At 64.3% G+C, this 21,791-nt stretch carries 16 protein-coding genes and 1 pseudogene; 6 read left to right on the plus strand and 11 right to left on the minus strand.

The window, feature by feature from the left end; genetic code table 11:
* Positions 1 to 11: 11 nt before the first annotated feature.
* From L8F45_RS18375 to L8F45_RS18400, 6 genes are all read left to right on the plus strand, one after another.
* Complete coding sequence (locus tag L8F45_RS18375) at positions 12 to 956, plus strand: ABC transporter permease (protein ID WP_342359312.1); 945 nt, start codon at positions 12 to 14, stop codon at positions 954 to 956.
* Entirely contained in the window at positions 946 to 1,836 is an 891-nt protein-coding gene (locus L8F45_RS18380; protein WP_342359313.1) for an ABC transporter permease, read from the plus strand. Before L8F45_RS18375 ends, L8F45_RS18380 begins: the two co-directional genes overlap by 11 nt.
* Positions 1,833 to 2,573, plus strand: coding sequence for a GntR family transcriptional regulator (locus tag L8F45_RS18385; protein WP_342359314.1), 741 nt, complete (start codon positions 1,833 to 1,835; stop codon positions 2,571 to 2,573). The genes L8F45_RS18380 and L8F45_RS18385 overlap by 4 nt, the downstream gene beginning before the upstream one ends.
* Positions 2,574 to 2,617: 44 nt before the next feature.
* Complete coding sequence (locus tag L8F45_RS18390; RefSeq protein ID WP_342363495.1) at positions 2,618 to 3,688, plus strand: ABC transporter ATP-binding protein; 1,071 nt, start codon at positions 2,618 to 2,620, stop codon at positions 3,686 to 3,688.
* Positions 3,685 to 4,785: an ABC transporter ATP-binding protein gene (locus L8F45_RS18395; protein WP_342359315.1), complete on the plus strand. Its 1,101-nt coding sequence runs from the start codon at positions 3,685 to 3,687 to the stop codon at positions 4,783 to 4,785. Before L8F45_RS18390 ends, L8F45_RS18395 begins: the two co-directional genes overlap by 4 nt.
* Positions 4,786 to 4,900: 115 nt before the next feature.
* Positions 4,901 to 6,388, plus strand: coding sequence for an ABC transporter substrate-binding protein (locus L8F45_RS18400; RefSeq protein WP_342359316.1), 1,488 nt, complete (start codon positions 4,901 to 4,903; stop codon positions 6,386 to 6,388).
* A gap of 69 nt (positions 6,389 to 6,457) precedes the next feature.
* Here L8F45_RS18400 and L8F45_RS18405 read toward each other — a convergent pair whose 3' ends face one another.
* From L8F45_RS18405 to L8F45_RS18455, 11 genes and pseudogenes are all read right to left on the minus strand, one after another.
* On the minus strand, positions 6,458 to 7,048 hold the full coding sequence (locus L8F45_RS18405) for an amino acid synthesis family protein (protein ID WP_342363496.1): 591 nt from the start codon (positions 7,046 to 7,048) through the stop codon (positions 6,458 to 6,460).
* 132 nt (positions 7,049 to 7,180) lie between these two features.
* Positions 7,181 to 7,993, minus strand: a pseudogene (locus tag L8F45_RS18410) (UPF0280 family protein); the annotation flags it as partial.
* A complete protein-coding gene (locus L8F45_RS18415; RefSeq protein WP_342359317.1) occupies positions 7,975 to 9,474 on the minus strand; it encodes a 6-hydroxynicotinate reductase in 1,500 nt (499 codons plus the stop codon). The pseudogene L8F45_RS18410 and the gene L8F45_RS18415, both read right to left, overlap by 19 nt.
* Complete coding sequence (locus tag L8F45_RS18420; RefSeq protein WP_342359318.1) at positions 9,467 to 12,235, minus strand: molybdopterin-dependent oxidoreductase; 2,769 nt, start codon at positions 12,233 to 12,235, stop codon at positions 9,467 to 9,469. The genes L8F45_RS18415 and L8F45_RS18420 overlap by 8 nt, the downstream gene beginning before the upstream one ends.
* Positions 12,232 to 13,098: an FAD binding domain-containing protein gene (locus tag L8F45_RS18425; RefSeq protein ID WP_342359319.1), complete on the minus strand. Its 867-nt coding sequence runs from the start codon at positions 13,096 to 13,098 to the stop codon at positions 12,232 to 12,234. Before L8F45_RS18425 ends, L8F45_RS18420 begins: the two co-directional genes overlap by 4 nt.
* Before the next feature lie 19 nt (positions 13,099 to 13,117).
* The gene (locus L8F45_RS18430; protein ID WP_342359320.1) at positions 13,118 to 14,848 is read right to left on the minus strand and encodes a hydantoinase B/oxoprolinase family protein; all 1,731 of its coding nucleotides are present in this window, start codon (positions 14,846 to 14,848) and stop codon (positions 13,118 to 13,120) included.
* Positions 14,845 to 16,890, minus strand: coding sequence for a hydantoinase/oxoprolinase family protein (locus L8F45_RS18435; protein WP_342359321.1), 2,046 nt, complete (start codon positions 16,888 to 16,890; stop codon positions 14,845 to 14,847). Before L8F45_RS18435 ends, L8F45_RS18430 begins: the two co-directional genes overlap by 4 nt.
* A gap of 206 nt (positions 16,891 to 17,096) precedes the next feature.
* Positions 17,097 to 17,813 carry an ABC transporter ATP-binding protein gene (locus L8F45_RS18440; RefSeq protein WP_342359322.1) on the minus strand — a complete coding sequence of 239 codons (717 nt, stop codon included), beginning with the start codon at positions 17,811 to 17,813 and terminating at the stop codon, positions 17,097 to 17,099.
* The gene (locus tag L8F45_RS18445) at positions 17,810 to 18,589 is read right to left on the minus strand and encodes an ABC transporter ATP-binding protein (RefSeq protein WP_342359323.1); all 780 of its coding nucleotides are present in this window, start codon (positions 18,587 to 18,589) and stop codon (positions 17,810 to 17,812) included. The genes L8F45_RS18440 and L8F45_RS18445 overlap by 4 nt, the downstream gene beginning before the upstream one ends.
* Positions 18,586 to 20,460: an ABC transporter permease gene (locus L8F45_RS18450; RefSeq protein ID WP_342359324.1), complete on the minus strand. Its 1,875-nt coding sequence runs from the start codon at positions 20,458 to 20,460 to the stop codon at positions 18,586 to 18,588. Before L8F45_RS18450 ends, L8F45_RS18445 begins: the two co-directional genes overlap by 4 nt.
* A 22-nt stretch (positions 20,461 to 20,482) precedes the next feature.
* Positions 20,483 to 21,703 carry an ABC transporter substrate-binding protein gene (locus tag L8F45_RS18455; RefSeq protein ID WP_342359325.1) on the minus strand — a complete coding sequence of 407 codons (1,221 nt, stop codon included), beginning with the start codon at positions 21,701 to 21,703 and terminating at the stop codon, positions 20,483 to 20,485.
* Positions 21,704 to 21,791: the final 88 nt, after the last annotated feature.

The raw sequence follows: 21,791 nt of genomic DNA on the forward strand, positions 1-21,791 counted from the left end.
GGAGGCGACTGATGTGGACCATCGTCATCAAGCGCTTCATCGTGCTGTGCGCGACGTGCCTGGTGATTTCGGCCCTCGCGTTCCTGCTTCCCTACATCAACGGCGGCGACCCGGTGCGGACCATTCTGCAGGCGCGATCCGGCGACATGGCGTTGGAGCCTGCGCAGGTTGCGGCGCTGCGCGCGCAGCTTGGCCTCGACCGTCCTCTCTATGCGCAATATTTCGCGTGGCTCGTCGCCGCGATCCACGGCGATTTCGGATATTCCTTCGTCAGCCGCGCGCCCGTGGCGGCCGAAATCGCGCGCTCCCTGCGCGTCTCCTTCACGCTTGCGATGTCAGCCTTGTCGCTCGCGCTTCTCGTCGCGCTGCCTGTCGGCACGCTGGTCGCCATGCGCCCCGGCAAGACGCTCGACAACATCGTCACATTCCTCACGCAGTCCTTCGTCGCGGTGCCCGAATACTGGCTGGCGCCGATGGCGATCCTTGTCTTCTCGCTTTATCTGGGCGTGCTCCCGTCCGCCGGCTGGGCCGGTCCCTCTTCAGTCATTCTGCCAGCCTTCGTGCTGGCGCTGAGGCCCATGGCCTATTTCACCCGCGTCACGCGCGCCGCGATGATCGACGTGCTGGCGGCGCCTTACATCACCGCCGCGCTGAGCCGCGGCCTCACGATGAACCAGACTGTCGTGCATCATGGCCTGCGCAATGGCGCGATGCCGGTCGTCACGCTGTTTGCGCTCTGGCTTGCGAGTCTCCTCGGCGGCTCCGTGGTGGTTGAAGTGATCTTCTCGATCCCGGGCATGGGCCGGCTGATTTATGAGGGCGTGGTCAACAATGACGTGCCTGTGCTGCAGGCCGGCTTTGTCTGCATCGTCACCCTGTCGATCCTGATCAACACCATCGCCGACGTGCTTTACGTTCTGCTGAATCCTGCGGTGCGGATGGGCGATGTCCACTGACAACGCCCTTGTCCTGCCTGCGAGCCAGCCGCGCGCGCCAGCAACGCTGAAGCGGGCGCTCGCCTTTGCGCGCGAGCGGCACTGGACCTTCACCGCCGGCGTCATCATGCTCACGGTGATCGCGATCATTCTCGCGGCAGGCCCCTGGATCGCGCCTTACAACCCGACCGCCCAGAGCCTGCTTCGTCGCCTTGCGGCCCCCAGCATGCAGCACTGGCTCGGCACCGACCAGCTCGGCCGCGATATTCTGAGCCGCATCCTCGTTGGCGGACAATTCTCGATTCTCATCGCTGCGATCACGCTGTTCCTTTGCGTGACGATCGGCACGATCGTCGGCGTGCTTGGCGCGCGCGTCGGCGGATGGCTCGACGAGATCATCATGCGCTCGGTCGACCTCCTCATCTCGTTTCCCGACGTGGTGGTGGCGATCTTCCTGATCGCGATCTTTGGCCCCGGTTATGGCACGCTCATTGCCGCTCTGACCGTCGTTGGCTGGACGCCTTTCGCGCGCATGGCGCGCGGCCTCGCGCTCGTCATCAACTCGAAGGAATATATCAAGGCGGCGGAAGTGCTCGGCTGCACCCGCACCTTCATCATCTTCCGTCACATCATTCCGAACACGGCGCGCCCGATCGCGGCGATCACATTCCTGCGTTTCGGTCACAAGCTGATCACGGTTGGCGGATTGTCTTTCCTCGGCCTCGGCGTGCAACCGCCGCGCGCCGACTGGGCGTTGATGCTTGCCGAAGGGCTTCCCTATTCGGAGCGAGCGCCGATCCTGATGATCGCGCCCGGCATCGCGATCTTTCTCACGGCGCTTTCTGTCACCTGGATCGGCCAGGGCCTCGAACTCAAGAATCGCAAGGGCGAAACGACATGAATGATGGCGCGCAACCTCTCGTCGCAAAGCGCCGGCGCGCAGGCTCGGTCGCGGCGAAACGCATTCCGCGCCAGACGCTCTCCGGCCAGCTTTGCGAGCAGATTCGCATTGCAGTCCTTGACGGCACCTATCCCCTGGGCTCGCAGCTCAACGAACTCGATCTTGCCGAGACCTTCGGCGTCAGCCGCGGCCCGGTGCGCGAGGCGCTGCAGCGCCTCATCCAGGAAGGCCTGCTGACCAGCGAGCCACATCGCGGCGTGTTCGTCACGGAGCTGAACGAGGAGGATCTCAAGGACATCTTCTTTGTGCGCGGCAAGCTGGAGATGGCCGCGATGGAGCGCGTGATGGCTTTGCCGGATCGCAGCGCCCTGCAGCGCACGCTTGTTGGCGTCGTCAAGCAGATGGAGAAGGCGGTGCAGCGGCAGAACTGGCCGCTGGTGGCCGAGCTCGACATGGAATTTCACCATGCGCTCGTGTCCGCCGCACGCAGCCACCGTCTGTCGCGCGTCTATGACACCGTGCAGGCCGAAACGAAACTCTGCCTGCGCATGATGATGGGTGGATATCGCGGCAATCAGGCATTGATCGATGAGCACAAGCTGCTGACCGAACTGGTGGGCGGCGACGATGTCGAGGCGGCGGTTTCCGAAATCAACCGGCATTTCGGCAATCCCGCACGCACGCTGCGCAAGGCGAACGCGCTGCGCCAGGAGCGGACGTCCGACGAGGCGGCCTGAAACGAGCGCGTCAACCCGTGTGGGAAAGGAGGTCAGAGGTGGACATGCATTGCGCGACAGAGCCTGTGATCTCCGCTGATTCCGCTATCAGCGACGAACGTGAAACGCTCCTTGACGTGCGCGATCTGCGCGTCGCCTTTCCCGGTCCATCGGGATATCGGAATGTTATCGATGGCCTCAATCTGAAGATCCGGCGCGGCGAGATCGTCGCGCTGGTGGGCGAGTCCGGCTCCGGGAAAAGCATGACCGCTCTTTCATTGATGCGGCTCTTGCCGGCCGGCGCGAAGATCATGAGCGGACGCGTGATGTTCCGCGATCATGACGTGCTTGGCCTTTCGGCCACGGAGCTCGGCCATATGCGCGGCGGCCATATCTCGATGATTTTTCAGCAGCCGCAGGCCATGCTCGATCCGACTTCGCGTGTGGGAACGCAGGTGGCGGAATCGCTCTGGAAACACCGGAAGCCCGAGCGCAGTTCGATCGCCGGCCGCGTCGCGCGATTGCTCGCCGATGTCGGTATTCCCGAACCGGCGCTGCGCGCGCGCTGTTTCTCCTATGAGCTCTCCGGCGGCATGGCGCAGCGCGTGATGATGGCGGCGGCCATGAGCGGCGAGCCGCAGCTTCTCATCGCAGATGAGCCGACGACGGCGCTCGACGTCACAGTGCAGGCGCAGATTCTGCAATTGCTTGACGAACAGCGCCGTAAACGAGATCTCGCCGTGCTGCTCATCACGCACGACCTCTCGATCGTCTCGGCGCTCGCGGATCGGGTCGCCGTCATGTATGCCGGCCGCATCGTCGAGGAAGGCCCGGCGAGGCGTATCCTGAAGACGCCGCGCCATCCCTACACCCGCGCGCTGATCCAATGTTCGCTTCTGCAGACGGATTCAGACGGCCATCTGTTCTCGATCCCCACCGGCGCGGCGCGCGCGCAGGATATCGAGAAAGGCTGCCGGTTCCTACCGCGTTGCGCGACCGCCGCGACGCACGGCGTTTCTCATCACTGCACGCATGATGAACCCGGCCTCGAAGCCTATGATCACCATTGCAGCGCGCGCTGCTGGGCCGTTGAAGCGCCCGCCCCTTCGGTCGCGCACGAAGCGAGGGCGTCATGATCTCCCGCGCTTCCCTCATTCCCGAGCGACGGTCGCTTTCTCCTGATCAACCTTTCGTTGAGGTGAGAAATCTCGCCAAACACTATCCGCTGCGCGGCGCCCGGAACCTGACGATCAAATCCGTCGACGGCGTTTCCTTCGACATCCGCGAAGGCGAGGTGCTCGGGCTTGTCGGCGAATCCGGCTGCGGGAAAAGCACAATCGCGCGTCTGCTGATGCGGTTGACCGATGCTACAGCGGGCGAGGTGCGCGTCGATCAGCGCGATATCCTGGCGATGAAGGGCGAGACGTTGCGCCGCATGCGGCCGACGATGCAGCTTGTCTTTCAGGACCCCTATTCCGCGCTCGATCCGAAGATGACGATCGGCGCCAGCATGCGCGCGCCGCTCATTCAGCACGGCATCGGCCAGCCAGAGACACAGAAAGCTTCGGTGCTGCGCATGCTGGAGGAAGTCGGCCTCGATAGCTCCTTCTACGACCGTTATCCCAGCCAGTGCTCCGGCGGGCAATTGCAGCGCATCGTGATCGGGCGAGCGTTGCTGCTCAAGCCCTGGTTTCTCGTCTGCGATGAACCGACCTCGGCGCTCGACGCTTCAATGCGGACGCAGATTCTCAATCTGCTGATCGATCTGAGAAAACGCTTCAACCTGACGCTTCTGATGATCTCCCACGATCTCAGGGTGATCCGCTACATGTGCGAGCGCATCGCCGTCATGTATCTCGGCCAGATCGTCGAAATCGCCGATCGCGACGCTCTTTTTGAGCGTCCGCGTCATCCTTATACGCGCGCGCTGATTTCCGCCGCCATGATCGAGGAGACGGGTCTCGCCGCGGCAGCCGGCCTTCTCAAAGGCGATCTGCCGAGCCCGCTCAATCCTCCTTCGGGCTGTCGGCTGCATGCGCGATGTCTCCATACGACCGCGCGCTGCGCCGCGGAAGCGCCGCTGCTGCATGATTGCGGAAACGGGCATCATGCGCGCTGCCATTATTGGAGCGAGCTCGATCTTTCGTCACTTGCGGCGCAGTCGACGCGCAGTGAGGCGACGGGAGCGCTGATCGAACAACACGCGCAGCAACATGCCGCGGCGCATGGCTGAGATTCAATGAAACGTCCTGCTTTGCGGAAAGGCCGAAATAGCAGCACTTATCAAAAAGCTCATTCATAATTGGAGAAAAGGCGGACAGATAAATTCAACACAGAGGGGTAGCCAAATGAAATCACATGCTTTCCTAGCGGCCGCCTGCGCAGCCGCTTTATCGAGCGCCGCTCATGCCCAGACGCTCACCTACGTCGACAGTTGGAGTGTGAGAACCGGCTGGGACATGGCGTCCGACGACGCTTATCTCGGCATTCGCGCCGGCTGCTATGAAGGCCTGACGAAAGTGGACTTTGACGGACAGGTGAAGCCACTCTTGGCGACATCGTGGACGCAATCTTCGCCAACGGCGTGGGATTTCAAGATCCGCGAAGGCGTGAAGTTCCAGGACGGCACGCCAATGACGCCGGACGCGGTGGCGAATTCACTCAATCAGCTTCTCAAGGCGCCGGTTCCAACACGCGCCTTCTCAAGCAAGCTGGTGAAGTCAGTCGACGTCGTCGATGGTGGAATTGTCAGGATCACGACGCTTGAACCGACCGTGCTGCTGCCCGGCCAGATTGCGAGCCCCGCCGTGACGATCCTGGCGCCGTCAGCCTACAAGGACGGCAAGGTGAATCCCATCAATGCCTGCACGGGCCCGTTCGCAATCACGCGGGTCGATCCGACCCAGGGCATGACGTTGAAGCGCAACGACGCCTATTGGGGCGATAAACCCGCGCTCGCGGGCGCCGAGGTGAAATTCATCATCGATTCGAATGGGCGCGCCACGCAGATTCGCACCGGCGAAACCGATGTCTCGCGCCTGATTCCCACGACCACGCTGAAGCAGCTCAAAGCGCTCCCCAATGTGAAGCTCGCCGAAGTGCAGGCGCCGCGCACCCTGATGATGCTGCTCAACAACAAAAAGGCGCCGCTTGACGATGTCCGCGTGCGGCAAGCCATTCAGGCGGCGATCGATAACTCCGCGATTGCAGCGGCCGTGTTCGAGGGCGCGGTTCCGCCGGCGATGGGACCGTTCCGCGTGAGCGATCCCTGGGCGCCGAAGGACCAGAAGCCGGCCTACGACCTCGCCAAGGCGAAGAAGCTTCTCGAAGAGGCGGGCATCAAGCCTGGAACGCTCAAGTTGCGGCTCTGGGGCTACACTTCAAAGCCGGAGCTGAAAGATGTCGGCGCGGTGATTCAGGAAATGCTGGGCCAGGTCGGCATCGGCGTCGAACTGCGCATGGCCGAATACAACGCAATCGAACCCGACATGCTCGCCGGCAATTTCGACATGGCGTTCATGTCGCGCGGTTATCTCACTGATGTTCCTGAACCCATCGGCTTCTTCAACGCCGACTATGGCTGCTCCGGCAGCTTCAACATGGCCCACTACTGCACGCCTGAGATGGACGCGGAGCTCAAGAAGATCTTCGCCATGTCAAACCAGCCCGACCGCTTTGACGCCTACCGAAAGCTGGCTGCGAAGGTCCAGGCCGAGGCGATCAACATTTTCATCGTGCACGAAAATCTCTACGACGCCTATTCGGCGAAGGTGAAGAACTATCGCGCTCACCCCGTGAACTATTACATCATGACGCCGCAGCTCGGCGTGAACTGAACGCCCCAATATCGAAACGCGCGGCTGATCGCCGCGCGTTTCTTTTGATTCTGGCGCGGCGGCCTTCTGTCAGCGCTGCCCATCCCATTTGCTGATCTGGGACGCTTCGAGGCCGCCCATGCGCGCGTGAGGCCGCGATCCCGTCGACATCGTGAGGAAAAAGGCGAGTTCGTCCGCCCTCGGCGCGTCAGGAATCATCGCTGTCATGGCGTCGAAATGGCTGCGCACATAGGCCGCATCCTTGTGATGGATCGGCAAATCGATCGAGGCGCCCATAGCCGCAACCTTCGCCGCAGAGGGCACGATCGCCAGCGCCTGCCCCAGCAATTCACGCATGGCGTAGCCGCCGGGCACATGCCAGAGCGCGCCATGCTCGATTTCTCCCGCAGAGCCGACGATAGAGCCTTTGCCATAGGCCTCAATCGATTTCGCGTCGCCGCCAAGTGCCGCAAGCAGCTTCGTCGAGCACTCCAGGCCAAGCGGCTTCAACGCATCCATCATCCATTGCACGTCGGGCTCATAGCGGCCGGCGAAGGGATTTTTCACGACGCAGCCAACCCAGCCCTTGCGAACGGACCTTGAAAGAAGCGGCCCGCCATCGTGACGGATGTCCTCCACGCAAACGACGATCTTGCGGACTTCAACTGATGGCGTCGTCATGCGGGCTTCTCCTGTTTGTCTTGAGATTTGCGATCTACTGCTGAGCGCAGCATCGCCCGACTGACGCGCCAGCGAAGGAAGCTCTCCAAGCGCCACGATGCGCCGCTTGAGCGCAAGCGCGGCATCGACGACCAATCCGCGTTGACGGTATTCGCGCGCGCGATCGAGTCCGCGCGCCAAGGCGGTTTCGATCTCGACATCCGAGAGATCTCCGACTTCGACGGTCACAAGACGCTCGCCGAGATCGCTATCGGGATCGAGCGAAGTCGCTGGCGAGCGACGAACAGCATCGCTCTCGATATTGACGGCGTTAGCGATAAGGGTCGCAGCGGCGTCGGCGCTCGCCGCATCGCGCGCCAACACCGTCACCGCGTCGGCGACGCCAAGCGAAAAAGAGCGCCCCTGAGAGCCCGATGTCGCGACGCCGCCAATGCTGGATGCAGCATCGAGTCGAAGCGAACCATCCAGCGCGCCAACAAGTCCACGTCCGACATCCATCGCGAGGCCGATCGCCAGCTCATGTCCCGGCGCGATGTGAACGGCGATATCGCCGCCGTCATTGACGAAGGCGCGGTCGAGGTTTGCGGCGGCACGCATGACGTCGAGCAATTCATCAGCCACGCTCCCCGCAACCGCAGCCATCGGCGTGATGAATTCATTCGAAAACGGCGCGCACGCGCGGCGCATGCGCAGCGCAACAGGCGACCTGACACAGGGGTCAGCGGACATCGGGCGACGCAGTTCGGCCAACTCCGCGACAAGCTCATCGAGAATGGTCTCAAAGCGTGTGATCGCTGCGTCATAAGCATCGCGCACGGCGCTCGGCTCGCCCCACGCCTTCAAGACAACGTCAATCGGGCCGCGTTGCAGATGCAACCTTCCGCCGGACAGGCTTCGCGCGGAGTCACGCGAAGCCGCGTTCACATCTACGCGCGCAAGGGCCACGGATTATCTCCGCGCCAGGAATCGACGCGCGCGTCACCGCCGAGTTGCGAGATGACGTCCTTTAGCGGCGTGACATCTGACATATGTCCGCCTAATGTCTCGTAGAGCGCGCGCGGCAGCGTGAACTCGATCGGCGCGACCAGCGCAGGGGTGGGGACATAGCCAAAGGAGTTCTTCGGCATGCGCGTCACATCGGCCATAATGGTGATGCCACCACCGGGCCAGACATAGACCGGCGCGCCGCCCATAGTGACGCGCGTTTCGCCCGAAGCCACGGAGCGCGTGAGCAGCACAGGATTCTCGGTGACGCCGGCGCGCAATGAGCCGCCGGCGCCCGCCATGAACAGCACAGTGCAGAGCGACGGTTCGCAATTCTCGCCGATGCGATCAACGACATTTCTGACGGCCTGCGGAATCGCCTGCGGGATCGGCTTCAACTCTTCGTCGAGCACGCAATAGAGCGCGTCCTCGCCCGTCGTCGAAGTCAACAGCAGCCGCATGCCCGGCCACGCGACCGCCGGATCGATTTTCTGGATGATCGACAAGGGATCGCTGATATCGGTTCCGCCCCAGCCGAGGCCCGGATTCGCCACCTGGAAATAGCGGCCCGGCGTCGAGCGCCGTCCTTTCACGCGCACGCCGGCGGGCTTCATATCGAGCACCCGGCCAGCCTGATGCTCGGTCAGCACGCCGGTGATGTGATCGTCGAGCACAATCACTTCGTCAACATGACCGAACCATTGCTTCGCGAAAATGCCGATGGTCGCCGAGCCGCAGCCGACGCGCATGCGCTCCTCCGGTTTGCCGTCGACGAGCGGCGCATGACCCGCCTGTGCAATCAGCGTGTGTCCTTCGTCGATCGTCATCTCCACGGCTTCGCCAGCGCATAGAGCGAGAAGCGCGTCGCAGGTGACGTTGCCCTCTTTCTTTGAGCCGCCCGTCAGATGACGTACGCCGCCGATCGACAGCATCTGCGAGCCATATTCGGCCGTCGTGACATGACCGACGGGCTCTCCCTTCACGCGCACGATAGCGCATTCCGGTCCGAGATGACGATCGGTGTCGATCTTCACTTTCACACCGCAATAGCTGAAGATCCCCTCCGTCACGACGGTGACGGCATCGACGCCTTCATGCTCGGAAGAAATGATGAAAGGCGCGGGCTTGTAGTCGGGATAGGTCGTGCCGGCGCCGACGCCCGTGACGAACGTGCGCGCGGGCTCGATCAGCGCGCCGTCCCAGTCGCGATCGGCAAACGGCGCAACGGCGCCGCCGCTCTCGATCGCGCGTTCGAGAATGATCACGGGATCGACGCGCACCAGCACGCCATCCTCGTTGGCGTAACGCGAGCAGGCGCCGGCGCGGCCGGGTCTGATGCGGCACAACACGGGGCACGCGTCGCAGCGGATGATTCCATCGCCCTCGGCGGCTCCGAATTTCAGCGAGCGTCCTTCGCGCGAGAGCTGGCCCTGCTCAGACATGGCCGACGCGATGAAAGCGCATCGCCTCCCACAAGCGATGCGGAAGAACAGGAACGCGACGCATGGTGACGCCCGTCGCATGACGAATGGCGCCGAGGATCGCCGGCGCCGTCGCGATCAAAGCGGGCTCGCCGACGCCCTTCGCGCCAAACGGCCCCTCCGGCTCGCGATCCTCGATCAGCCGGACCGTCACGCGCGGCATGTCGCCAACCGTCGGAATGAGATAGTCATGCAGATTCTCGGTGCGGCCCGGGATGAACTCCTCCATCAGCGCGAGGCCAAGGCCCTGCGCGATGCCGCCGTGGATCTGTCCCTCGACAAGCTGCGGATTGATGGCGCGCCCGACATCGTGCGCCGCTGCGACATGCAGCACCTTCACGCCGCCAAGGCGCATATCGACCTCGACCTCGGCGATCTGGGCGCCGAAGCCATAGGTCGCGTAGGGAACGCCCTGGCCGTTCTCATCGAGCATGGTCGTCGGCGGATCATAGACCCCTTCGCCCACGAGCGCGAACTCCTCAGCGCCGGCGAGGACGCGGAGATCGATCACGCGCCGGGCGTCACCATCCTGCACATGCAACTCCGCGCCGCGCAGAGAGAGCCGCGCGCGCGTGCCGACATTAGCCTGGCGAATGATCTTGCGCCTGATATCGCGCGCCGCGAGCATCGCAGCCTTTCCCGACACAAAGGTCTGACGTGAGGCCGAGGTCTTTCCAGCGTCAGGCGTCAGCGCCGTATCGCCGATGACGAATTCGAAATCCTCGACCGGCAGCCCAAGCTCATCGGATGCGATCTGCAGCAGCACCGTCGACGAGCCTTGCCCGATATCGACGGCGCCGTTCCAGAAAACCAGTTTGCCATCGCGATCGAGTGTGATCCTCATCTTTGACGGGTTGGAAAGCGAGGTGTTGCCGCAGCCATACCACATGCAGGCGACGCCGACGCCGCGACGATAGCGCTCGGCGCGGGTGGCGTTGTGCATCTGCGCCTCCCACATCGCCTGCTCCCAGTCGATCTTGAGCGCATCGAGACATTGCGGGAGGCCGGCCGACGCATGCAGCGTCTGTCCCGTCGGCGTCACGTCGCCGTGACCGATCGCGTTGAGGCGACGGAAATCCCAGCGATCCATGCCGATGCGCTCGGCGAGATCGTCCATCAGGGTTTCGCCAGCGATCGCCGCCTGCGGCACGCCGAAACCGCGAAAGGCGCCAGCGGGCGTATCATTGGTGTAGATCGCGCGCGTTCGGTTGCGCACATGCGGAATTTTGTAAGGTCCCGTCGCATGCACGGGCACGCGGTTCGCGACCGTCGGCCCCCACGAAGCATAGGCGCCGGTGTTGAAATCGGCGCGCATCTCGAAGGCGGTCAGGCGACCGTCCTTCATCGCCGAGGCGCGGGCGCGAATATGCGAGGGATGACGCTTCGTCGTCGAAGCCATGGATTCCGTGCGCGTGTAGATCATGCGCGCCGGCTTCTTCGTCACCCAGGCGGCGACCGCGAGCAGAGGCTGCACCGAAACGTCGAGCTTGCCGCCGAAGCCGCCGCCGCAAGCGGTCGGAACAATCCGCACGCGCTCTTCGGGAACGCCGAGAATGATTGCGACGCTTTCGCGATCCATCGCGGGCGCCTGCGTGCAGGCGTGAATCTCCATCACGCCATTCGTATTGAGGCGCGCCCAGCCGGCCTCGGGCTCGATATAGGCGTGCTCGACAAAGGCGGTCTCGAACTCGCCTTCCGCCGTCACCGACCCCTGGGAGTGACCGACCGTGACATCGCCGCGATTGAGATAGCCGCGCGTCAGCACATTGTCCGGATGTGTCGCATGGATGGCGCGCGCATTCTCCGCGACGGCGCGATCGATGGCGCGCAACGGCTCCAGCGGAATCCATGTCACGGGAAAATCAACATCGCGCACCGCTTCGACTGCGGCGCGAGTCCCGACAACAGCGGCGACAGCTTCACCGCGAAAGCGCGTTTCGCCCTCGGCGAAGACGGGCTGATCGCGCGTTGAGGCGAAGATGCCGAATCGGTTCTCGCCGGGGATATCAGCTTGCGTCAGCACAGCTTCGATGCCGGGATGCGCCGCGCGCCACGACGCGAGATCGCCAAAGCTGAAAGCGGCGCGCTCATGCCGCGAACGGATGACCCGCACCCACAGGCAATCGCGCGGCGCATCGTCGGCGCCAAAAAGATCGGTTCCGCTGACCTTCGCCCAACCGTCGACGCGCGGAATCGAGCGGCCGACGCTCATGCCGATGTGAGCCTGCGCAACACGCGGCTGCTCGCCGTGAGCGACCGCATGCACGGCTTCGACGATCTTCACATAGCCGGTGCAGCGACAGAGCACGCCGCCCAGCGCATCGGCGATCTCCTGATGGCTTGGCTTTGGATTCTTCTGCAGGCAATCGGTTGCGGCCATCAGCATGCCGGGCGTGCAGGCGCCGCATTGCGCCGCCGCGTGAGCAAGAAAGGCGCGCCGCAACTGATCAAGCAGCGGATTGTCGCGGGCTTCGACCGTCGTCACCGCGCGCCCGGCGGTATGCCCCGCAGGCACGAGGCACGCGCAAACCTGTTCGCCATCGAGCAGCACGGTGCAGGCGCCGCAGTCGCCTGCTTCGCAGCCGATCTTCACGCCAGTGAGGCCGCAACCGTCGCGCAAGAGATCGGCGAGCGTCGCCGCGCAAGAGCCGTCGACGGTGGTCGAGGCGCCATTGACGCGCAGCGTGATCCTTGTCGACGCGACGGGGACGACGACGTTCATGCCGCCTCCGCCTGTTGCGGCGAGGCCAGCGCGATGAGGAGTTCGCGAACGATCTGCTTCGCCGCCTCGCGCCGGTAGATGGCGGAGGAACGCATATCGTCGACCGGGGTCAGATGCTGCACATGCACCTCTTCGACGAGATCAGCGAGCGTCGCGTCCAGTTTCGCGCCCGACATCGCGGCTTCAAGGGCAGGCAAACGCTGCGCCACCTCCGAGCAGGCGCCAACGGCGACGCGCGCGCGCGTGATGCGTTCGGTCGGAGACGTCTCGATCACAGCCGAAGCCATGGCGATCGAAATCACGAGATAACGACGCGCGCCAAGCTTTCGGAAGGCGCTGACGGCATTGTCGCGCGAGGGAACAAGAAGCGCCGTGACGATTTCATCGGGTTCGCATGCCGTGCGCCGCCGCGCGGTGATGAATTCGCTGATCGGAACAAGCCGCGTTCCGCGCAGGCTCTTGAGCTCGACGCGCGCTTCGAGCGCAATCAGACAGGGTATCCCGTCGCCGGCTGGCGAGGCCGTGCAGATATTTCCGACCAGCGTGCCGCGATTCTGGATCTGCACGCCGCCCACATCGCGCGCCGCGGCCCTGTAGCCGTCGAATTGCGGCGGCAGCGACGCGTGGATCAGATCCGACCAGGTGACCAGACATCCCAATCGCCAGTCGCCGCCTTCGCGCGCGATGACGTTCAGCCCGGGAATTTGGAAGAGGTCGACGAAGCTCTCCTCCCGGCCGTCGCCCCAGCCGCGCCGTGTCGCGCGCTCGGGAAAGATGTCGGTGCCGCCGGCGAAAATTCGCGCGCCAGATTCGGCGCGAAGCGTCAGCGCCTCTTCCAGCGAGCGGGGCGACAGGAGCTTCATTGGCCTAAAAGAGGGCGGTTCATTCGCCCCCATCCATCAACGGCGCGGCCGCGCCGTCAATCGGCGGCCGCGTCCAGCCGGCGATTTCCTCCGGCTTGTAATAGCCGCGCCTGAGATCGCGCGCGACCAGCGCCGGGTCGCGACCGGCAGGATCCCCGTAACCGCCGCCGCCGGGCGTCATCACCTCGACCCGGTCGCCCGCCTTGAGCGGGATGTTCTGGTCCTTGGAAAGATGCTCCGGAATTTCCACCGCGCCGCCCCGGTGGATGCGCACCATGTTCGGCGCGCCGGGCGCGCCGCCGCAGGCCCCGGGCGGTCCGTAGCGGCCGTGATCCATCACGAAGGACGCGCGCGCCTCGCCGCGCAGCAGCTCGACCTCGTAATGCACGCCGAAGCCGCCGCGATGGGCGCCGGCTCCGCCCGAGCCTTCGCGCAGGGCGAAACGCCGGAACAGCACGGGATAATAAAGCTCCATCACTTCGACGGGCGCGGTCTTGGAGATGCCGATGGTCGAGCAGCCGTTGCTCAACCCGTCATGCAGCGCGTTGCCGCCATAGCCGCCGCCGGTGATCTGGTACATGACGAAGCCCGCGCCGCGCCTGATATCAACGCCGCCGAGCGCGAAATTCCCCGACGTGCCCGCCGGCGCGGCGGTGACCCGCTCGGGGATCGCATGCACCAGCGCGAGGAAGACCGCCTCGGCGATGCGCTGCGAGACTTCGGCGGCGCAGCCGGACACCGGCCGGGGATAATGCGCGTCGAGAAACGTGCCTTCCGGCGTCTTCACGATCAGCGGGTCGAAAGCGCCGGCGTTCAGCGGTGTATCCGGGAAAATATGCTTCACCGCGAGATAGACTGACGACAGCGTGGTCGCGAGCACGCTGTTCATCGGTCCCTGGCAGGGAGGGCTTGAGCCCAAAAAGTCGAATGTCAGCGTGTCGTCGGCTTTCGTGACCGCCAGCGTGATGCGCAGTGGCTCGTTCACGACGCCGTCGGAATCGACGAAGGCCACGCTGCGATAAACGCCATCGGGAATGGCGCGGATCTCGGCGCGCATGCGCTCCGCCGAACGACGCCTGATCTCGACTGTCGCCTGCTTCACGGTTGCGAGACCATAGCGCGCGATCAGATCGCGCAGACGCTGCTCGCCAACGCGCAGCGCCGCGGCCTGCGCCTCGATATCGCCCAACCGCTGCCGCGCGACGCGGATGTTCGACATGATGATGGCGAGGATTTCGTCATCGAGCACGCCGCGCTTGAACAATTTCACTGGCGGCAGGCGCAATCCCTCCTGCTCTACTTCCGTCGCCTTGGCGGAGAAGCCGCCCGGCACTGTGCCGCCGATATCGGGCCAGTGGCCCGTATTCTGCAGCCAGCAGAACAGCTCGCCCTCAATGAAAACAGGCTTCACGAAGCGCACATCCATGAGATGCGTGCCGCCGAGATAGGGATCGTTGACGATATAGATATCGCCTTCGTCAGGCGGCTTCGCGCGACCTTCGCCAATCAGCCGGATCAATTCGCGCGCGGAATATTGCATGACGCCGACGAACACCGGCAGGCCGAATTCGCCCTGCGCGATCAGAGACCCGTCCGTCGCATCATAGATACCGTCAGATCGATCCTCCGCCTCGGAAATCACGGGCGAGAAGGCGGAGCGCGAGAACGCGATGTCCATCTCGTTGCAGACCTGCTGCAGGCCCGCCTGGATGACCGCAAGCGTCAGGGCGTCGAGCTCTTGTTCGCTCATGCCGAAATCCTGATGCGGAGATTGCCGATAGCGTCGACCGTCGCAACGCAATCCGGCTCGATGAAGGTCGTGGCGTCGCGCTGTTCGACGATCGCAGGTCCTTCGATCATGGCGTCGAGCGGCATGCTCTCGCGATCGATCACGGGCGCTTCGACCCACTCGCCTTGCGTGAACAACCGGCGCATGCCCGTGGTCGCCTCATCGAGCGCCGCGCGGCGAGGCCCGGAGCCCATCAGCATGTCAAACTTCATTGAATGTCGTCTTCCGATCACCGAAGTGTTGGCGTTGACGACGCTCGCAGCCAGCTCCGGCAAACGCACCTGGAAGCGACGGTCATACACCTCGTCAAAGCGCCAGCGGATCGTTTCGCGATCGAGCGGTTCGGGCCCAAGCGGCACGCGGATCAGATGCGTCTGCCCCTGGAACTGCATATCGAGACTGTGCTCGACGACAGTCCTCGCAATTTCATCGCCGCTAATGCTATTCAGCCGACGCCCGGCATCCTCATGCTCGGCGAAGATCGCCTGCAAATCCTCGATCGAAAGCGATGACAGAGGACTATTGAGCGTGCGCACGAAATCCTGGCGGAGATCGGCGACCACACACCCCAACGCATTTGTGAGGCCGGGACGCGCCGGGATCAGCACGTCTGGCACGCCGAGTTCACGCGCCAACGCCGTCGCATGCAGCGGACCGGCGCCGCCGAAGGCGAAGAGCGCGAAGTCGCGGGGATCATGGCCGCGCGACAGCGACACCAGACGAATCGCGCCTGACATATGGACATTGCCAAGCGCAATAATCGCTTCGGCCGCGCGCTCAACTGACAGTCCAAGCGGCGCGCCGATGCGTTCCTCGATCGCCTCTCTGGCGCGCGCCACGGCGTCAGCGCCGCCGGTCGCCGACACGCGCGCGGCGTCCAACCGCCCGAGCACAACATTGGCGTCGGTGATTGTCGGCTCTGTCCCGCCGCGGCCGTAACAGATCGGGCCCGGCGTCGAGCCGGCGCTGCGCGGACCAACTTGCAAGAGTCCGGCCGCATTGACGCTCGCGATCGAGCCGCCGCCGGCGCCGATGGTGCGCACATCGACCATCGGCAGATGCACGGGCAGGCCGTAATCGATCGAGAGTTCCGATGAGACCTCAGGCGTCCCGTCGCGGATCAAGGCTACGTCGGTTGAGGTGCCGCCCATGTCGTAGGTGATGGCGTGCTTCACGCCCGCCTGCGCCATCGTCGCCACAGCAGCCATCACGCCGGAGGCCGGACCGGACATGACAGTCTTCGCCGCTTCGCGCGCGACAATGTCGGCGCGCACCGTACCGCCATTGCCGTTCATGACGAGGAGATCGCGCTTGAAGCCGCCCTTCGCGAGTTCGTCGCGCAGGAAATCGACATAACGATCGAGCACGGGCTGCACGGCGGCGTTGACCGACGCGGTCGTTCCCCGCTCATATTCGCGGAACTCCGACAGCAGTTCATGGCCGAGCGTGACATATCCGTTCGGCCACAGAGCGCGCGCAATCTCGCCGGCGCGAATTTCGTGCGCGGGGTTAGCGTAGGCATGGAGGAAGTGGATCACCAGCGCCTCGCAGCCCTGCGCGATCAGCGCCTTCGCCTGCCGCGCAACAGCGTCTTCATCGAGCGGCGTCAGGACTTCGCCATGTGCGCTCATGCGCTCCGCCACTTCGAGCCGGTTCTGACGCTCGATCAGCGGCTCGAAGGTTCCGAACAGGCCGTAAGGCTTCGGGCGCGTGCGGCGGCCGAGTTCGAGCACATCGCGAAAGCCTGATGTCGTGATCAGGCCGACGGTCGCGATCTTGCGCTCGAGCAGCGCATTGGTGGTGACCGTCGTGCCGTGAATGACGAGATCGAGCACGGCGGGATCGACATCGACCGCCGCGATCGCTTTCATCACGCCTTCGGCCTGATTGCCAGACGTCGTCGGGACCTTGGCGATTTTCACCTCGCGGCGAGCGCCCGAAGTCTCGACCATCACGAGGTCGGTGAAGGTGCCGCCGACATCGACGCCCACGATGCGGGTCATGCTCCGCCTCGCGTCTGAAAGCACAAATGCTGCCGCTCGGCGCTAAAGCGCCCTCTCCCCCCTTGTGGGGGAGAGTTGGAGAGGGGGGCGAGGAGACACGCGCTTTCGCTGCTTGCATACCCCCCTCCCGGCGCTGCGCGCCGGCCTCCCACAAGGGGAGGCGAAGCGCGGCGCGCAGCAGTTCCATTTTTCGATGCTGCATCATCTCACGCCGTCAGATGGCTCAGCGCGCCCGACGCGTCGGACTGAAGCTCCGCCATAGAGCCTGTGAATTGCACCGCGCCTTTCTCCAGCACCACGGCGCGATCGGCAACGGTCGCGGCGAAATCGAGATTCTGCTCCGACACGATAATCGACATGCCGCCCTTCTTCAGCCGCAGCAGCGCGTCGATCATCTGATCGACGATAACGGGCGCCAAGCCTTCCGAAGGTTCGTCGAGCAGCAGCGCGACGGGATTGCCCATCAAGGTGCGCGCGATCGTCAGCATCTGCTGTTCGCCGCCCGACATGGCCGACGCCCTTCTCCCTCGCATCGTCGCCAGATTTGGAAAGATGTCGAACAAAGCTTCCGGCGTGAAGGCTGTCGCGCCTTCCGCCGCCGCTCGTCGGCCGACTTCGAGATTCTCAGCGACAGTAAGGTCGGTGAATATGCGCCGGTCTTCCGGGACGTAGCCGAGGCCGCGGCGCGCGATCTCAAAAGGCTGCAGCCTCGCGATGTCCTGACCCTGAAACCGAATCGCGCCTGATGTGGCGCGGACGAGCCCCATGATCGTCTTCATCGTCGTCGTCTTGCCGGCGCCGTTGCGGCCCATGAGCGCGACCGTCTCGCCCGCGAACAATTGCATCGACACGCCAAACAGAACCTGCGCGAGTCCATAGGCTGCGCCGAGGTTCGCGACATCAAGGAGCAGGCGCGCGCTCATGACGCCAACGCCTTCACAGGCGCCGACTGGCGATGGCCGGAGCGGCCGAGATAGACTTCGCGCACGCGCTCATTGGCGCGCACTTCTTCCGGCATTCCGCGCGCGATGATTTCGCCGCGCGCCAGCACAAGCACCTTGTCGGCATGGGCGAATACGCTCGCCATGTCGTGCTCGGTGAAGAGCACGCCGATCTTCTTCTCCGTCGCGACGGACTCGACGAGCTTCATCAATCCCTGCCGCTCGGCGACGGCCATGCCGGCCGTCGGCTCGTCCATCAGCAGCAGCTTCGGCTCGGCCGCGAGCGCGAGCGCGAATTCGACGCGCTTGATATCCGCATAGGCGAGGTGAGCGACAAGGCGCTCCGCCTGATCCTCCATGCGCACCTGTTTCAGAAGCGCCTCTGCCTCATCGCGATGACAATCGCGCGCCGGCCGCCATAGACCGAACACTTCGCCGCGCTTGGCGAGAATCGCCATCTGCACATTCTCGATCACCGTCATCGAGAGGAATGCCTGCGCGATCTGGAAGGTGCGGCCGACGCCATGGCGAAGCACAAGCCGCGGCGGCAGGCCCGATATCTCGACGCCGCCAAGTCGGATGCCGCCCGTATCCGGCCGCAACTGCCCGCCGACCATGTTGAACGTCGTGGACTTGCCAGCGCCGTTGGGGCCGATCATCGCGACCATCTCGCCCGCTGCGACCTCAAACGACACGTCGCGCGCGGCATGCACGCCGCCGAAGGATTTCGAGATGCGCTCGACCTGAAGCAGCGTCATGGCGCGACCGGCTTCGTGAAGAAGCGCGTCCGCGCCTGAACCAGGCCGCCGAGCACGCCCTGCGGGAAAGCGAGCACAAGCGCCACAATCGAAATCCCGAGCCATGCGCGCCAGAGGTCGGTCAGCGGCATGATGAAATCCTTGATGGCGTGGAACAGGCCGGCGCCGAGGACCGCGCCGAACACCGTCTGCATGCCGCCAATCAGCACCATGGCGAGGAAATCGACCGACATGGGAATAGAAATCAGGGTCGGATCGATCGAGCCCTTTGAAAAAGCGAAGAGCGCGCCAGCGAGTCCGGTCGCGGCGCCGCCGAGCGCGAAGGCCGCGAGACGCTGCAGGCGCACATCGATCCCGATCGCATCGGCGCGCAATGAGGAATCGCGCGCGGCGCGCAAGGCGTAGCCGAACGGCGCGTGTATCGCGCGCCAGAGGATGAAGATCGCAGCGCAACTCAGCACAAGCGTCAGCGCGTAGAAGACCGGCCGCGACGAGGCGAAGGCGGCGGGCCAGACTCCGACCACGCCATTGTCGCCGCCGGTGATCTCGGTCCACTGGAAACAGAGGGCATAGACGAGTTGCGCGACCGCCAGCGTCAGCATCGCGAGATAGATGCCGGACAGCCGCACGATGAAAAAGCCGAAGAAGGCCGCCGCAAGGCCGGCGGCGATCGGCGCTGCGATCAAAGCCGGAATCATATGTAACCCGAATTTCACGGTGAGCAGGCCGGCGGCGTAAGCGCCGACGCCGAACCAGGCGGCGTGGCCAAACGACACCATGCCGCCGATCCCGATCAGCAGATTGAGCGCAAAGGCGGCGAGCGCGAAGCACAGCGCTTCGACGCCGACCTTCAGTGCATAGGCGTCGCCCCACAGAGGCAGCGAGATCGCGAGCGCGACAAAAGCCGCCAATGCGATCGTTCCGAAACGATCGAGCTTCCGCAATCCGACCACGCCTTCGATCACCGCGCGCGCGCCAAGATTGGCGTCGGGCCGGCCGAGGAAGCCATAGGGTCGCACGACCAGCACCGCCGCCATCAGCAGGAACACCAGCACCAGCGTGATCTTCGGAAACACGAGCACGCCGAAAGCCTGCAACTGACCGATCGCGAGCGAAGCGAGGAAAGCGCCAGGAATCGAGCCCATGCCTCCGACGACAGTGACGACGAAGGTCTCGGAGATGACTGATATATCCATCGCCTGATGCGCCGGCGCGCGCGGAATTTGCAGCGCGCCGCCAAGCCCGGCGAGGAAGGAGCCGAGGAACAAGGTCGCCGTGAACAGTTTCGCCTGATCGACGCCGAGCGCGCCGACCATCTCGCGATCCTGGGTCGCGGCGCGAATCAGCACGCCAAAGCGCGTGTGGCGCATCAGCGCCCACAGCAACGCGAGCACCACGGGCCCGATGGCGATCAGCAGCAATTCATAGGCGGGATAGCGCTGGCCGAAAATCTCGACGGCGCGGGGCAGCCCCGGCGCGCGCGGACCGAGAATATCGAGCGGCCCCCAGACGCGCACCACGACATCCTGCACGATGAGCACGACGCCGAAAGTTGCGAGGAGCTGGAACAATTCCGGCGCGCGATAGATGCGCCGGAGCAGCACGACTTCAATGATGACGCCGATCAATCCGACAACAAGCGCCGCCGCCAGTACGCCGAGCGCGAACATTGTAAACGACCGATCGAGATCGAGCAGCCGCGTGACGATGCTCACCGCGAGATAAGCGCCGAGCATGTAGAGCGAGCCATGCGCGAAATTGACGATGCGCGTCACGCCAAAGACGAGCGTCAGCCCGCTTGCCGTGATGAACAACGAGGACGCGCTCGCCAGCCCTGTCAGGAGCTGGATGACGAGGAAACCAGGATCCATAGGCTGGACGCGCGCAGGCGCATCAGCTCTTGCGGACGGCTTTCACCTCTTCTTCGGGGAAAAGATAAGGCGCGCCGTCGACATATTTCCAGTTCTTCATCGCCGGCGTCTTGCCGGCCAAGGTCGTCTCGCCGACCCAGGCGCCAAGCGTCGACTGATGATCGAGGCCACGCATGGTCACTTCGCCAACGATGGTCGAGAATTTCGCATCGGTCAGCGCCGCGATCAGCTTCTCGGTGTCGGTCGAAGCGGTCTTCTCCAGGAGGTCGCGCACCATGTAGACGACGACATAGCCGAGCAGCGATCCCAAACGCGGCGTCTCGTTGAACTTCTTCTTGTAGGCTGAAATGAATTTCGCATGCGGCTCGTCGCTGATCTGATCGACGGGATAGCCGGTGACGATCCAGCCCTCGGGCGTCTCTTCGCCGAGCGGCATGAGATATTCCGGCTCGCCGGTGAGCAGGCTCGCGACCAGCCGCTTCTCGAACAGGCCGCGCGTGTTGCCCTCGCGCACGAAGGAGGGAAGGTCCGCGCCGAACAGCACATTGAAGATGCCGTCGGGCTTCGCCTGCGCGAGCGCGCCAACCACCGGACCAGCTTCGACCTTGCCCAGCGCCGGGAATTGCTCGGCGACCACCTCGAAGCCGGGAACGGCCGCCGTCATCAGCTTCTTGAAAGCCGCCGCGGCCGACGTGCCGTACTCATAGTTCGGCGCGACGATCGCCCAGCGCTTCACGCCCTTGTCCTTCACCGCCTCCACCAGCATCTTGGTCTGCATGTAGGTGTTGGCGCGGACGCGGAACGTATAGCGATTGCCCTGCGCCATGGTGAGCGTGTCGCTCAACGGCTCGGTCGCGAGATAGAGCGTCTTGCGCTGGTTCGCGAGATCAGCGACGGCAAGGCCGACATTCGACAGGAAGCCGCCGGCGAGGAACGCGACATTCTCGCGCGTCAGAAGTTCTTCCGCCACGCGCACGGCGTCGCCCGGCGTCGAGCCGTCGTCGCGAAAGATGAATTCCAGCTTGCGCCCGCCCATCGCCTTCACGCCGCCGGCCGCATTGATCTCTTCCAGCGCAAGCTGCATCGCATTGCGATAAGGGACCGAGAACGCCGCCATGCGGCTGTAGGAGTTGAACTCGCCGACCTTGATCGGACCTTCCTGCGCCATGCCGGCGCCGGCCAGCGTCGTGGCGGCCGCCATGCCTCCGACAAGCGCGCGACGATCAATCCCGAACTGGGCCATGATGCTGATGCTCCCCAAAGCGCGCGCGACCCTATCATGGGGCCATGAGCCGGCAAGCGCGCGAAAACGGCGCCGCGGAGCCCGCCAT

The sequence above is a fragment of the Terrirubrum flagellatum genome (assembly GCF_022059845.1).
Taxonomy (GTDB): Bacteria; Pseudomonadota; Alphaproteobacteria; order Rhizobiales; family Beijerinckiaceae; genus Terrirubrum; species Terrirubrum flagellatum.